This is a genomic window from Microbulbifer aggregans, from assembly GCF_020524005.1.
In the GTDB taxonomy this organism is placed as follows: Bacteria; Pseudomonadota; Gammaproteobacteria; order Pseudomonadales; family Cellvibrionaceae; genus Microbulbifer; species Microbulbifer aggregans_A.
The window spans coordinates 227,471-241,928 of record NZ_JAIVKK010000007.1 but is presented as its reverse complement, the minus strand read 5'-3'; the positions used below and the strand labels follow the sequence as shown (position 1 = coordinate 241,928).

The following is a 14,458-nucleotide window of genomic DNA, read 5'->3' as shown; positions in this document are numbered from 1 at the left end:
AGCGGCCGCTAAGTTTTACCCGGTGGGCGTTTCGTTGCAACCCATCATACATAATTTGATTAAAAATTGTTCGCATTTTCCGTTATCGAGTAACAAACCGTTCACTCTTGTGCTACTTCGGCGACTCTTTTTCCAATGGAACCTGCACGATAAAGCGCGCACCACGGCCGGTATCCGGGTGGGCGGGGCTTACCAGCTCAAGCTGGCCGCCGTGTTCTTCCACGATGCTGTACACCATGGCGAGGCCGAGACCCGTGCCTTCTCCCGGCTCTTTGGTGGTGAAGAAGGGTTCGAGAATACGATCGCGGTGGGCCGCGGAAATGCCGGGGCCGTCATCTGTAACGGATACGCACGCCAATCCCGCACGAATATACCCGTCGATTTCTATGTTACCGCCGTCAGGGCTGGCGTCGCGGGCATTACTCAGCAGGTTGATGAATACCTGAATCAGGCGCTGGTTGTCGCCCTGGGCGATCAGGTCAGCGGGAACCCGGTTTTCAAACGTGACCTGGGTTTTGTCCCGCTGTAGTGACAGCAGTTGCACGGCCTCTTCCACGCAGGCGTGAAGGTCGACCGGTGCTTTGTCGGTGTCCTGACTGCCGCTGTGGGAAAAGCTCACCAGTGAGTGAACGATGCGGCTGATTCGCTGGGTCTGGCTGAGTATCTGGTCCGCCGTCTCCAGTACTTCCGGGTTCTCGGATTCGAACTGGAGGTTTTGCGCCAGGCAGGCGATGCCGGTGACCGGGTTGCCGACTTCGTGGGCGACCCCGGCTGCGAGGCGGCCTACGGAGGCGAGACGCTCGCTGTGCATCAGCTCCTGCTCAAGAATCTGGGTCTCGGTAATGTCCTCTACCAGAATCATCAGGCCATCACTGCGGCTGTCGCGAAAGCTCTCTTTGTGTTTGCCGCCACGCCTTTGTTTCAGTCGGGTCTTGTGCAGGTTGAGCCAGTGGCTGTTGCCGTTGATGTCTACCTGTTGCTTGAAGCGGCTGCTGTCTGCAGATTGCACAAACTCGGATAACAGTTCGGCCCAGGGTTCCGGGAGGTAATCGAGCTTGGAGCCGATCACCTCGCTGGCACTGACCGCCGAGAGGTCGGCCATCGCATAATTCCACAGCAGAATTTCCCCGTCGCGCCCGAGAGAGCAGGCAGCCATGGGCAGTTCTTCCAGCATCTGGCGATGGTAGAGACGCAGGTTGTTCAGCTCCGCGGCGAGGCCGGTCAGCTGGTTTTTGTAGCGGCTTAGGCGCGTCTCGATCAGGTTGATATCTTTGTTTGCCGGCAGGTCGCTGGTGACGAAGGGCAGGTGACGGTCGACGATCTGGCCCGCCAGTACCCGCCCCAGTAGCCCGGAAAGGTTTGCCTCCAGTTTGTCCCGCAACTGGCGCAGTGCGTACGGGCGGCGTTCATCCTCCGGCAGGTTGAGCTGGCGCAGTGCGCGGCTGACTTCCTGGCTGGCGGTGGCGGCTCCCAGGCTTTCCGAGAGGCGCAGGCGGAATTCCGCGGCGGATTGCACATCCAGTTCCAGGCGCAGCGCCTGACTGATGGAGTCGTCACTGCACAGGTCCGCGGCGTAGCGCTCAAGGCTGGAGGTGCGGGTGAATACGGAGACCAGGATAAACAGAAGGACGTTGGCGGACAGGGACAGCGTGGTGATCTGTGGCCAGATTTCCATGCCCAGGCGCACCTGCAGGTCGGTACCGGGGATGCCGATGCCGCCATTGCCCACCATCGCCGGTACCAGCAGCCCAGTTGCCCAGATCAGCATTCCTGCCAGCAGTCCGGCGATAAAGCCGCGGCGGTTGCCCTGGGGCCAGTGGATGACGGCAAAGATGCCGGGCAGGAACTGTAGTGATGCGATAAACGCAATAATCGCCAGGTCCGACAGGGACAGCCGATTATTCAGTAGCAGGTAAAACGCAAATCCAGCCAGGAACAGTGCAGTAACCAGAGTACGGCGCAGCCACAGGAGCTGGCGATACATATTGTCTTCCGACTGCCAGCGGGTACCGGGGAGCAGCCAGTGATTCATCACCATGGTCGAGAGTGCCAGGGTGATCATGATCAGCGCGCCGGTGGCCGCGGACAGGCCGCCGACAAAGGCCAGGATCGTGAGCAGGGCGGATCCACTCGCGCGCGGGACCGCGAGCGTGAAGTACTGTACCGGCTCCGACACATCGAGGGCGAAGCCGGCCCACATGATCGGGAAGATTGGTAGCGCCATCAGCAGCAGGAAAAGAGGGAACCCCCAGCTCGCCGCGCGCAGGGTGTTGGCGGCCGGTCGCTCGGCGATGCTGAGATAGAAGATGTGGGGCATTGCCACGGCTGTGGCGATAAAGACCAGTAGCAGGGTATGAGAGGACCCCTGTTTGATCGGTGTGTACAGCAGTTGCTGCATGTCACTGTTCTGCGCGAGCCAGGTATCGAGTCCTCCCAGACCGCCGAATACCCCGTATACCGCGTAGAAACCCACCGCGAGTAGCGCGACAAGTTTTACCATGGATTCCAGCGCCATGGCGCTGGCGAGACCGGCCCGGCGTTTGCGGGACGCGCCGTACGTAGTGGTGAACAGCGCCAGTAGTACACAGTAGAAAAAGGCGACCAGATCTTTGCTGGTTACTCCTGTGTCAGGCAGCGCCATCGCTGCCATGTTGTCCCGCGACAGCAGGGCCAGGGTTTCGGCCACCGCCTGAATCTGGAGTGCGATCAGAGGTAGAAGGCCGAGCAGCATAAACAGGGTGGCGAGGGTGCCGGCCTCCCGGCTGTGGTAGCGGAATACCAGGAGGTCCGCCGGCGAAGTGAGCTGGTAGCGCTGGCAGAGCCGCGCCAGAGGCTCCAGTGCCACTGGCGCAAACAGGAACATCGCACCGGTGCCCAGATAATAGGCCAGAACCCCGTAGCCATGCTGCCACGCGAGGTCGACAATCCCGTAGTAGGTCCAGGCGCTGAGAGACACACCCAAAGACAAGACGTAAAAAAACGGGTGGCGGGTCCAGTTGCTCGACAGCCAGCCTTTTGATGTGGCAAATGCAACGAAGAATAGCGCGGCAATATAGGCCACACCGATCAGCGCAATATGGACGATCTCAAAGGTCATCGGGTTTGCGCCTCTGCTGAATGAAAATGGCAAGCAGGATCAGTACAAACCAGAGAATAAATGGCCGGTACCAGGCGCCGGTGGGATTGATCATCCAGGTGAACACGGTGGGGCTGAAAACGTAGCCCACCAGTGCCAGCAGGATTAACAGGGTTCGGTTGCTCATAAGGGCCTGTTGGGCGTTCCTGTGGCGAAAATTCGGGTCGACAAAAAACTGAGGGCGAAAATGGTATAGCTGCCTGCCGCTCGGTGCAATTGTCCAAGAGTTGGTGAGAGCCTGGTTGGGAATCAGTGCTCGTGTAACTGGCGGTTGTGGCGGGTTACCTGATGGCGCTGCCAGCGGGCCACAGCCCATGAGAGGATGGCGAGGGGAGATTCCCGGTCTAACTCACCCGGGCAGTGAAAGCCGAGAAATCCGAGTGCTTTTACCAGGTTCTCCGAAGCTCGAAGGTCATCCAGGGCCGGGGCGTGGTTCTGCTTGCTCAGTTTTTGTCCGCCGTCGTTCATCACCAACGGCAGGTGGCCGTAAATGGGAGGGCGCTGCCCCAGGGCGCGAAACAGCTTTCGTTGTACTCCACAACAGTCGAGCAGATCGGCTCCTCGTACAATGTGCGTAACCCCCTGCTCAATATCGTCAACGACCACTCCTAGGTGGTAGGCATAGAGTCCGTCGCGGCGCTTGAGGATGGGGTCCTCGCGCACGTCCTGTTGCAGGTGGCCGTGCCAGAGGTCGTCAAAGGATTCCGTTGCGCCGGCGCAGTGAAATCGCAGTGCTGCGGTGTTGGAGTTTCCTGTCGGGGTGGTCCGACAAAGTTCGCGCCGATGCCCGCCGGCCTGCCGGATTTCCTCCCGAGTACAGTAACACTCGTACAGAAGCGACTGGGCAGAGAGCTGTGAGAGTACATGCGCGTAATGGTCGTGGCGCTTGCTTTGCCAGATCAATGGGCCGTGCCAGTGTAAGCCGTGGGCTTCCAGAGATCGAAGGATACGATCCGCGGCGCCGGGCATCTCCCGGGGAGGGTCGAGGTCTTCCATTCGCAGCAGCCAGTGGCCGCCGTGGGCGAGGGCGTCGAGGTAACTGCCGACCGCACAAACCAGTGAGCCAAAGTGCAGTGGACCGGTGGGTGAGGGGGCAAAGCGTCCGATGTAGTGATCGGTGCCGTGTAGGGAATTGTCCGGAGTGCTCACAGGTTACTCGGGGAGACGCTCGGGGCAGGGGGCTTGCGCCGGGTAGCACTGGCCACCCGGCGGCAATGGATCAGCCGGAGATCTGCTTTTCTTTGATTTCCGCCAGGGTCTTACAGTCGACACACAGGGTTGCTGTCGGACGTGCTTCCAGGCGGCGAATGCCAATCTCAACACCACAGGCTTCACAGAAACCGTAATCTTCCTGGTCAATCAGTTCCAGGGTGGCGTCAATTTTCTTGATCAGCTTACGCTCGCGATCGCGGGTGCGCAGTTCCAGGCTGAACTCCTCTTCCTGGCTGGCGCGATCCGCCGGATCCGGGAAATTGGCAGCTTCATCTTTCATGTGGGTAACAGTGCGATCCACTTCTGCCATCAATTCGGCCTTCCAGGCCAGCAGCAGTTTGCGGAAGTGCTCCTGCTGCTTCTCATTCATGTACTCCTCGCCCTTCTGTTCCTGATAGGGCTCAAAGCCGTGTAGAGAATCCGATTTCGCAGCAGTATTGGGCATAGTCATTGCCTCTCTCGTAATACGGGCCCCAGTTAATAAGGGCGCTACAACCAAAATCAAGCCTAGCAGGCTGCGTAAAGCCTAAGCGACCTCAGGCTGTATCCTCTCTGATCGCCAGCACCCGGCGATCGGGAAGCGAGGAAACTATCAAATCTCTTACCCGTGCGCCACAAAATGTTGTCGAGAAAGGGACGGAAGGGCAATCCTTCGGCAAAGTACGAGCCACATGGTGTATTCTGGCGGCTAAATATTCGTCAATTGGTGCTGACACTTATCCCCAATCTGACTTTTGTTGGAGATGTCGTGAAATTATCCCCTTCCCTGGCGCGAGGGTTGTTGTTGCGTCGCTACAAACGTTTTCTAGCGGATATTGAATTGGAGTCTGGTGAAATTATAACCATTCACTGTCCGAACACCGGTTCAATGAAAAATTGCTGGGAGGAAAATACGCCCTGCTGGTATTCCGACTCTGGTAACCCAAAGCGGAAGTATCGCCATACCCTGGAAATCACTACTACCCCGGAGGGTGCGCTTGCGGGCGTCAACACCGGCCGCTCTAACGCGCTGGTGGAAGAGGCCATACGCGAAGGTGTGGTGTCGGAGCTTCAGGGGTACGAGGGCATTCGCAGGGAAGTGAAGTACGGTGAGGAAAACAGCCGTATCGATCTCGTGTTGAGTGGTCCGACTGGCGACTGCTATGTGGAAGTCAAAAATGTCACCCTCGCCGAAGGCGCGCGCGGGCTGTTTCCGGATGCGGTCAGCGCCCGTGGTGCGAAACACCTGCGCGAATTACAGAAACTGGCGCAGTCTGGTGTACGCGCGGTGCTGTTTTACTGCGTGCAGCATTCGCAGATCGAAACCGTGGAGCCCGCGGCAGAAATTGACCCGACCTACGCCGCGGCTATTGCGGAAGCCAAAGCCGCGGGTGTTGAAGTGATCGCCTACCGGGCGCAAATGAATGCCGAGGAAATCCGGCTGGTAGAGGCGGTGCCATACATCGGCTAGAGAAGGTTGCGGCGGAGGGCTTGCGCCGGAGACCGCGTGCCGGCAAGACAGTATCGGCTGGCGCGATTACCCGGTGCGTAGGACGCTGCGGTGGCGCGTCTGTCAGTCTGCCAGCAATACGTACAGCCCTTCCTGCGCGTATTCCACCGGTACCGGCGTCAGTGCGTCTCCGGCACAGGGACCGGCGATACATTCGCCGGTCTGAATTTCGAATAGTGCGCCGTGGGAGGCACACTGGATCAGGGCTTTTTCCGAATCCAGAAACTGGTCGGGTTGCCACTCCAGATTGATGCCGCGGTGTGGGCAGACATTTTTGTAGGCGTAAACCTCACCATCTTTTTTCACCGCGAATACATTGTCCATACCCGCGCTGTTATCGCCCAGGGAGAATCCTTTGGACTCGCCTTCAGCGAGGTCTTCATAGCCGCAGAGAAAATGTTTTTGCATGTGCCGTCATTCGCCAGGAAAAATAATCAGGCTGGCGAGTGTAACAAAAACTTCCGCCAATTCCCGCGCCCGTTCAGGGCGCGGCCAGGGTGAGTTCGGCTTCGAACTCTGTGCCATCGCGCAGGTAGCGCACTTGCACGCGGTCCCCGGGGCGGTGGTTTTCCAGCGCGTTCATCAGGTCGTCGTAATTTCGCACCGGCTGATGATCAATCCCCACAATTACGTCCCCAAGCTGCCAGCCGCCGTTACGTGCGCGGAAGACGCCGCGCAGGCCGGCATCTGCGGCAGGTAGGTCCGGGGCTGTGCGCAGGATGGCTACACCCTCAAAATCGTACTGGCTGGCCCACTGATCGGGCGCAGATTCAATACCGAGAATGGGGCGCACCAGGCGCCCGTGCGCGATCAACTCGGGGACGATTTTTTTCACGGTATCTACCGGGATGGCAAAGCCGATACCGACGCTGGCGCCACTGGGGCTGTAAATCGCTGTGTTGACGCCGATCAGACGTCCGCTGGAGTCCAGTAGGGGACCGCCCGAGTTGCCGGGGTTAATGGCTGCGTCAGTCTGAATCACATTGCGAATGGTGCGGTTGTTGGCCGCCTCAATCTCACGTCCCAGTGCGCTGACCACCCCGGTGGTCAGGGTGGTGTCGAGACCAAATGGATTGCCGATGGCCAGTACTTTACGTCCAACCGCCAGATCGGCGGAGTGGCCGGGTGCAAGTGGCTTGAGCAAGTCTTGCGGCGCATTGATCTTCAGTACCGCGAGGTCTTTTTCCGGCGCAGTGCCTACCAGTTCCGCGGGCCATTCAGTGCGGTCCTGGAGGGTGATCGTGACTTTGCGCGCGCCGTCGATCACGTGGAAGTTGGTAACCACGTGGCCCTGGTCGTCCCAGATAAAACCGCTGCCGGCGCCTTTGGGCACGGTGTGCAGGCGCAGGGTCCAGCGGTCCCGTACGACGGTTTCGTTGGTGACGTATACCACTGAAGGACTGGCGAAGTTGAACACCTGCATGGTGTTTACTTCATCGTCGGTGGCAAATATGGCCTCTGCTGCAGCCGGCAGTGGCAGCAGCAATGCGGCGGTGAGGAGCAGGGATACGGGCGAGAGGACGCGCTTTAAAGGAAGTTGGTCTGAAAACATGTCTGCAGTCGTGGCTTTGTTATGGGCCACCCGGCTGCAGCCGGGTGGCCGGGTTGAACAAGGCGGCGCTGAATCAGTGTATTGAGCTCTTAAGCGCCAGAATACGGTCTTCGAGGGGCGGGTGGCTGGCCAGCATTGCGGCCATGCTATTGCCGTAAATGCCGAAGGCTTTCATGTTTGATGGCAGCGGTTCTTCGCGCCCGGCTTCGGATTCTGCCTTGATGCGGGCCAGTGCCGCGATCATGCCTTCACGGCTCGCGAGATGTGCGCCGGCGGCATCTGCACGATATTCGCGGCGGCGGCTGAACCAGGCCACGATCATCATCGCGAACACACCAAACACCATGTCCATGATAATGGAGGTGATGTAGTAGCCAATGCCAAGGCCCTGTTCATTGCGCAGGAGTACCCGATCTACGAAGAAGCCGACAATACGGGCAAAGAACATGACAAAGGTGTTCACCACACCCTGGATCAGGGCCAGGGTGACCATGTCGCCATTGGCGACGTGACCGATTTCGTGGCCAATCACTGCGCGGGCTTCATCGCGGTTGAAACGCTGCAGTAGCCCTTCGCTTACCGCCACCAGCGCGCTATTGCGATTCCAGCCGGTAGCAAAGGCGTTGGCTTGCGGCATGGGGAAAATACCCACGTCGGGCATTCCGATTCCGGCTTTTTTGGAAAGGTCGCGCACGGTTTCTACCAGCCAGCGTTCATCGGCGGTCTGCGGCTGCTGGATGACCTGGGTTCGCGTGGACATGCGTGCGATGGTCTTGGACATCAGCAGCGAAATGAGTGCGCCACCGATACCGAATATGGCGCACATGGTGAGGAGTCCGGGAAGGTTCAGTCCGACACCATTGGCGTCGAGAATTCCCTGAATCCCCAGTAAATTGAAAATGATACCGACCAGTAGCATCACGGCCAGGTTGGTCAGCAAGAAAAGCCCAATACGCAACATCAGCCTTCTCCTGAAGGTGGTTTCTCAGTGAACTTTAAATAAGGTCGGACCGCGCGCTTTGCAAGAGGTGCACAGCGGGAAATTTGACCGGCCAGTTGCCAATTTTGCCTGTGTCAGGCGCTGTCTTTACGGGCCAGCAGGCGTTCGGCTTCTTTCACAAGGCGGGCTTTCAGGTCTGGATCGAGGTCGTTCCAGTGAACATCGAGCAGTGCGCCCTGAAGGGCGTAGAGCAGTACACGGGAGGCGTTGATACCGCGGCTGCGGATATTGATGAAGGCTTCCACCGGGCCTACGCGACGGAGGTCGTCGAGCGTGCGGATGCCGATGGAATGGAGAATATTGACGGAGGCGAGCCCCAGATTCTTCAGTTGCAACAACTCTGACTGACTCGGGTGCATAACATTCATTCCCTGAACTGTTGAGACGCTGGCGGTCTAAATCCAACTGCGTTGCGCGGCCTCAATTACAATGCTGACTCGTGGCTGGTTTCTCTCTCAGCGGGTCCATGCTGAACGAAACAGTCGTGCAACATAGCACAATTTCCTAAATGCCCAAACCGCGAGCAATATTGGGTTATCTGTCTTGTGCGATGTGTCGGTGTTTGTAGGATTTGTGACTATTAATAGTCGGAACCAAGGTGCTAAATTGTCACATCTGCTGCAATAGCCTAGTTGCATTTTTCTCTATTTGCCGGATTTCGGGTTAGTGTGCCCGGTATGCCGGCATTGCAGTTTGCGAGGCCAAGTGTGATGCACCCGCTTATTCACAACATGCTGTTCGGGCTCAGCGATGCCCATGTGATCCTGGAGCCTGTGTCGGGGCAGTTGATGCACCCGGAAGCGCTGGCGGCGTTTAGCCAGCTGTGCCGCGACGCCCAGGCAGTGGGCTTCGCCCCGAAAGTTGTTTCGGGGTTTCGCAGTTTTGAACGTCAGCAGGTGATCTGGAATGGCAAGGCCAGGGGGGAAAGGCCGCTGTTCGACAGTGAGGGCAACCCCCTCGATGTGGCGCGTATGTCGCCAGAAGAAGTCGCTTTCGCTATATTGCGCTGGTCGGCTTTGCCCGGCGGCTCCCGCCATCACTGGGGAACCGACTTTGACGTGATTGACGCCGCGGCGGTCCCCGAGGATTACCGGGTGCAACTGACGCCTGAAGAGGTGGCTGACGAGGGCGTTTTCGGCGGTTTCCACTGCTGGCTCGACGAGCGGATTGCTGCGGGTGAGAGTTACGGTCTGTTTCGCCCTTACGCGGAGGATCGTGGCGGTGTTGCGCCGGAGCGTTGGCATTTGAGTTATGCGCCGCGGGCGCGGGAGTTCCAGGAACTACTTACACCGGAACGCCTGCTCGCCCAGTTGCAGACCTGCCAGCAAGGTGGGGGGCTGGTGTTGGCAGACGCCGTATGCGGCAATATGGACGCAATCTTTTCCCGGTTTGTTACCGTACCGGAAAGTGCCTACCCATCGAATATTCAGCGGCTTTAAGTGACAGCCGGTTACAGGGAAGCAGAGTCATCAACGTCAGAGCATTGAACAAGCGGGATATCTGGTCGACCATGCGCTCCGAGGCGTCGGCGGCGGCCGCCGGTGAGCCGGTGCTGGCCAGTTATTTTCACAATACCGTATTGCGCCACAAGTCGCTCGATCGCGCACTGGCCTACCAACTGGCGTCAGTTCTCGATCACGCGGCGTTGACTGCAACCGCGCTGCAGGAAGTCATCGCCGGGGCAATGGAAGACGATCCGGGGATTTCCCTGGCCATGCAGGCGGACATCTGCGCATGGTATGACCGCGATCCCGCCTGCGACCAATACATCACGCCATTTCTGTATTTCAAAGGCTTTCACGCCCTGCAATCCCAGCGTATTGCCCACTGGCTCTGGGGCAAAGGCCGGCACACGCTGGCTCTGTACTTCCAGAGCCGTGTGTCTGAGCAATTTGCGGTGGATATACACCCCGCGGCAAAATTCGGCAGTGGCATTATGATCGACCATGCTACTGGGTTGGTGGTAGGGGAGACCTGCGTGGTTGGCGACGACGTCTCCATACTGCACTCGGTTACCCTGGGTGGCAGCGGCAGTGGTGGCGGTGATCGCCATCCGAAAATCGGACAGGGGGTGATGATTGGTGCCGGGGCAAAAGTCTTGGGGCCGGTCAATGTTGGTGACGGGGTGAAGATCGCGGCCGGCAGTCTGGTACTGCGCGACGTTCCGGCCCACGCCACGGTGGCCGGGGTACCGGCGAGAATGGTGGGGGGGCAGTCAAAAGCTGCGCCAGCCTATACCATGGACCAGACCCTGGATTCAGATGACTGAATCTATGTGCGCGGCAACGTAAACCGCTGCGCAAAGAAATCCAGAAGACCCTGAATAGAAAGCGGCAAAAAATAACGAGCCGGAAAGCGGCAACACGATCGAGGTACCAGTATGTCTGAAGCCAAATACAGCGTGATATTTCGTGGCGACCTTCAGCCCGGTTATACGGTGGTTGATGTTAAGGCCAATTTCGCTCGCTTGTTCAAAGTGGGGCCGGAAATGGTAGAGAAGCTCTTCAGTGGGCGCCCACTGGCCCTGAAAAAAGGCCTTAGCCAGAGCCAGGCGGAGCAGCTGCAAGCGACATTGAGCAAACTCGGTGCACAGTCGGCTGTACGCGTGGAAGGCGTGGCTGAGCAACCTGCGCCGGCCTCAGCACCTGCCACAGAAGCTGCAGCCACAGAAACAGCCGAGCCACCGGTCACGGCGGAGGAGCAAAGCCGTGCAGGTAGCGGAGGGCTGTCCCTGGCTCCCATGGATGGAAACCTGGTGAAAGAACACGAGCGGGCAAAAGTGGATCCGGTGCAGGTTCCTGTCAGCCATCTCAGTTTGAAACCGGCAGAGGGCAATCTGGTTGACGCCAGTGAGCGCCAGCAGCAGGCGCCGGCCCCGGTCTCCGTGCCCGACTGGAAACTCGATAGTGTTGCAACTTTCAAGTTGCCGGATTGAGTTTCGTATTTGTGCGCGCCATGGTTGCGCGCGCTTCTCTCCTGAATTCCTGCAACGCTACGTCGTGTTCGCGACGCTTCTCATCTCGATTAAAACGCTACTTTCACCCCGGCAGTAAAGCGGCGCCCATTCTCGTAAAACCCCTGGGGGATACCGCTGGCACTGTGGATCCGTGTTACCTCTCCGGTGATATTGATCGCTTCTGCGGACAAAACCAGATTCGGTGACCAGTGCCACTGGGCCGTTGCGTCCCACTGCTGATAGGCGGCGGTCTCGCTCTGGGATCCGGCGATGATTTCGCCAAATGATCGCGAGCGGTAGTTGTAGCTCAGCCGACCGCTAAATTTCGTGTTTTCGAAATACAGCGAAGCATTGAACTGGCTGCGGGAGTTGCCGGGTAGTTCCAGGGTCCGGGTGCCGTCGGCCGAGGGTACACTGGCGTCGGTGTAGGTGTAATTGCTCAACGCCCCGAACCCAAAGCCCAGCTCCTGTTGCCATTGCAGTTCAAACCCACGGATCCTGGCGCCAGGGCCATTTTGCGGTCGGGTGATGTAGTGATGCTCGCCATCGATAGTCTCCGCACTGACATGGGGATAAACAAAGGTGGCGATGTCTTTGTAAAAGAGCGTCGTCGACAGGAGCGCCGCGTCAGCGAAGTACCATTCCAGACTCAAATCCAGCTGGTCCGCGCGATAGGGATCAAGCTTGGGGTTGCCAGCGGTACCGTAACCGCTGGTGGGTTCGATAATGATATTCGGGGTCAGGTCTTTGAAATTCGGGCGTGCCATGACCTGCGCAATGCTGGCGCGGGCCAGGAGGTAGTCGTCCCAGTGGTAAGTCAGGTTGATACTTGGCAATAGATCCCGGTAGATATTGTCTACATGGCGCAGCTGTCCGTGGTCGTAGGCACTGGCGGTTTGTGCCGTGCCTGCAAAGCGCAGCCCTGCATTGCCGGACCACTCGCCGCGTTCGAAATCCAGGGTGGTGTAGGCCGCCAGGCTCTGTTCCTGAATTCGGAAAAACGCACTCTGGTCGTAGCGGTATTCCATGGCGCCCGCCTCGTACAGCGGCTCAATAACCGAGTGCAGCAGCGCCGGATCGGTGAGTGCGTAACGGGTGAGCGTGTGTGCATTGGCATTGTGGTGGCTGAGTTGTGGGCTCAGGTGAGTGCTGACTTGATCGAGTCCTACAGTCTCCAGGCGTTGCCAGGCAGCGGCGCTGGTATTGATTTCGCCTTTGGTTAGATGATTCTCCACCTGGTGGTCGCGCAGTTTGATACCGAATTGCGCCCGCTGCAGCCAGTCCCCGCTGAAGTTTCGCCCGAGATCCCACTGCGTGTAGTGCTCCCGGCTTTCCATGGTCCGGATCCAGTCTCGCGACAGGGGGGAAAAGCGGTCCAGCGCACTGGCGTCTTCGGGTGCCAGATCCAGATACTCAGTTTCCACGGCGTTGCGATCCAGGCGAAAAGCCACCCGGGTATCGCCGCTGAAGCGATACAGGCGGTCGTGCTCGGTACCGCCGCGGGCGCTGGTTTGCCCGAATTGCAGGTGGTGATCCCACTCTTCACCGCGATACGTTACTTCAACATCGTTCACCACGGTGTCGATATAGGCTTTGCGCTGAATGCTGTCGAGAAGGGCACCGGGGCTGTCCGCATTGCCGAGAATACCGCCCGCGAGTATTTGCCGGCCGTCATCACTTTCAAGAAACACCGGGTTGGTGACCGTGGCCGGAGGTGACTCGCTCAGCTTGTAGCCGCCTGGAACAAACAGGTAATTGTGGTTGGCATTATCAATATCCATTTGTGAGCGCAGCAGGTTGAGTGTCGTTTCCCAATGATCGTTGGGCGCCCACTGCAGGGTGAGATTACCGGTGGCGTGGTTGCGCTGTTGGAGGAGGAGCGCCGAGCCTCCGCCCCACACCGCGTAGACGTCGTCGGTGGTAACGCCGTTGGCATCGGTGACCGCGTAGAGGTTGTTGTCGGCAAAGGTTTCGAGGCCGTCGCGGCGGCTATCCCGGTTTTGCCAGTTTACTGATGCGAGAACACCCAATGTATTGTGCGTGTTTTTCCAGCTCCCGAGGCCTGAGGCTTGCGGTGCCCAGCGATCCGCGAGCGCGCTGTACTGTTGTCCTGCGGTCAGGTGAAGTTCCCGTTCTTCCATTTCCAGTGGCTTGCGCGTGCGTACGATGACCGTGCCGCCGATACTGCCTTCATCCAGGTCGGCGCGAGGCGTTTTGTGGACCTCAAGGGATTGCACCAGCTGCGAAGCGAGGGTGGCGTAATTGAAACCGCGGCTCAAGTTGTCGTTGGCCCACCAGTAAGCAGAAGCGACGTGCTGGCCATTCAGCAGGGTGCGGTTGATGTCTTTGTCAGTACCCCGGATATTAACGTCCCGCCCCTCACCCCAGACGCGGTCGACCGAAACGCCGGCAATACGCTGCAGCGCGTCGGCCACGTTGTGATCGGGAAATTTGCCTATATCCTCGGAGGTGGTGACTTCCATCAGGTTACTGCTGGAGCGCTTGATGCGGAGGCTCTGGCGCAGGCTGGACCGTACCCCGGTCACATAAGTTTCTTCCAGGGGACGTCTATAGGACGTCAGTGCTTGCTCCATTTGTGGCGCACTGTCTGCAGCTTGTGTTCGCGGTTGCAGTGGTCCGATAACCAGGGTTTTGCTTTCGCCAATCCGGTAGGACAAACCGGTATCCGCGAGTAATTGTTCAAGAACCGAACTGCGGGAAAAATTACCTTTGATGGTACTGGTGTTCTGTTTCGGGAGCTGGTCGCTGCGGAAAAACACTTGCAGGCCGGCCTGCTCTGCGAACTGGGTCAGCGCGCGGTCAAGTTTCTGGGAAGGAATATCGAAGGGAATGGCTTCGGTGGTTAGCTCGACGCCGGGTGCGGCCTGCGTACTGGAAACCGCAACCGCCGCCGACAGCGGGTGGGCGGGCAACAGCAAGCAAATTGCCTGCAGCACTACCGCTACAGGCCTGATAGGCCTCTGGCGGGCCGACACGGGCGATTCAGTCATTATTATCTTCTGGAAACAGCGGCCGCTCCGGAATTGAGTCGACGCCGCAGGTCATCCAAAATACCCGATTCGAGACAAATCCCGCAAGGCATCCATGTACAA

General features: G+C 58.6%; 13 protein-coding genes. 4 read left to right on the top strand and 9 right to left on the bottom strand.

Going from position 1 to position 14,458, the window contains the following annotated elements:
• Positions 1–112 precede the first annotated feature (112 nt).
• The 4 genes from LC093_RS14430 to dksA all read right to left on the bottom strand — a co-directional run bounded on the left by LC093_RS14430 (position 113) and on the right by dksA (position 4,793).
• Positions 113–3,097, bottom strand: coding sequence for an ATP-binding protein (locus LC093_RS14430; protein ID WP_226666146.1), 2,985 nt, complete (start codon positions 3,095–3,097; stop codon positions 113–115).
• Entirely contained in the window at positions 3,087–3,263 is a 177-nt protein-coding gene (locus LC093_RS14425) for a hypothetical protein (RefSeq protein WP_226666143.1), read from the bottom strand. The genes LC093_RS14430 and LC093_RS14425 overlap by 11 nt, the downstream gene beginning before the upstream one ends.
• 122 nt (positions 3,264–3,385) lie before the next feature.
• Positions 3,386–4,285, bottom strand: a complete 900-nt coding sequence (gene gluQRS / locus LC093_RS14420; RefSeq protein WP_226666140.1) for a tRNA glutamyl-Q(34) synthetase GluQRS — start codon at positions 4,283–4,285, stop codon at positions 3,386–3,388.
• A gap of 70 nt (positions 4,286–4,355) precedes the next feature.
• Complete coding sequence (dksA, locus tag LC093_RS14415) at positions 4,356–4,793, bottom strand: RNA polymerase-binding protein DksA (protein WP_226666242.1); 438 nt, start codon at positions 4,791–4,793, stop codon at positions 4,356–4,358.
• Positions 4,794–5,096: 303 nt separating this feature from the next.
• Here dksA and sfsA point away from each other — a divergent pair, with 303 nt between their 5' ends.
• Positions 5,097–5,798 (top strand): DNA/RNA nuclease SfsA, encoded by a 702-nt coding sequence (gene sfsA / locus LC093_RS14410; RefSeq protein WP_226666138.1) that lies wholly within the window; start codon positions 5,097–5,099, stop codon positions 5,796–5,798.
• Positions 5,799–5,900: 102 nt separating this feature from the next.
• Here the strand turns inward: sfsA and LC093_RS14405 are convergent, their stop codons facing one another.
• The 4 genes from LC093_RS14405 to LC093_RS14390 form a co-directional block, all read right to left on the bottom strand.
• Entirely contained in the window at positions 5,901–6,245 is a 345-nt protein-coding gene (locus tag LC093_RS14405) for a Rieske (2Fe-2S) protein (RefSeq protein ID WP_226666136.1), read from the bottom strand.
• Between the two features lie 73 nt (positions 6,246–6,318).
• Positions 6,319–7,389: a S1C family serine protease gene (locus LC093_RS14400; protein ID WP_226666133.1), complete on the bottom strand. Its 1,071-nt coding sequence runs from the start codon at positions 7,387–7,389 to the stop codon at positions 6,319–6,321.
• Between the two features lie 73 nt (positions 7,390–7,462).
• Positions 7,463–8,350, bottom strand: a complete 888-nt coding sequence (gene htpX / locus LC093_RS14395) for a protease HtpX (RefSeq protein WP_226666130.1) — start codon at positions 8,348–8,350, stop codon at positions 7,463–7,465.
• A 113-nt stretch (positions 8,351–8,463) separates the two neighbouring features.
• On the bottom strand, positions 8,464–8,748 hold the full coding sequence (locus tag LC093_RS14390; protein WP_226666128.1) for a TfoX/Sxy family protein: 285 nt from the start codon (positions 8,746–8,748) through the stop codon (positions 8,464–8,466).
• A 351-nt stretch (positions 8,749–9,099) separates the two neighbouring features.
• Between LC093_RS14390 and LC093_RS14385 the strand changes: the two genes are divergently transcribed.
• From LC093_RS14385 to LC093_RS14375, 3 genes are all read left to right on the top strand, one after another.
• Positions 9,100–9,828 (top strand): M15 family metallopeptidase, encoded by a 729-nt coding sequence (locus tag LC093_RS14385; protein ID WP_226666126.1) that lies wholly within the window; start codon positions 9,100–9,102, stop codon positions 9,826–9,828.
• A 71-nt stretch (positions 9,829–9,899) separates the two neighbouring features.
• A complete protein-coding gene (gene cysE / locus LC093_RS14380) occupies positions 9,900–10,658 on the top strand; it encodes a serine O-acetyltransferase (protein ID WP_226666239.1) in 759 nt (252 codons plus the stop codon).
• A 111-nt stretch (positions 10,659–10,769) separates the two neighbouring features.
• On the top strand, positions 10,770–11,324 hold the full coding sequence (locus LC093_RS14375) for a hypothetical protein (protein ID WP_226666125.1): 555 nt from the start codon (positions 10,770–10,772) through the stop codon (positions 11,322–11,324).
• A gap of 89 nt (positions 11,325–11,413) precedes the next feature.
• On the opposite strand, the gene LC093_RS14370 is transcribed toward LC093_RS14375, so the two are convergent.
• Positions 11,414–14,356 carry a TonB-dependent receptor gene (locus LC093_RS14370; RefSeq protein WP_226666122.1) on the bottom strand — a complete coding sequence of 981 codons (2,943 nt, stop codon included), beginning with the start codon at positions 14,354–14,356 and terminating at the stop codon, positions 11,414–11,416.
• Positions 14,357–14,458: the final 102 nt, after the last annotated feature.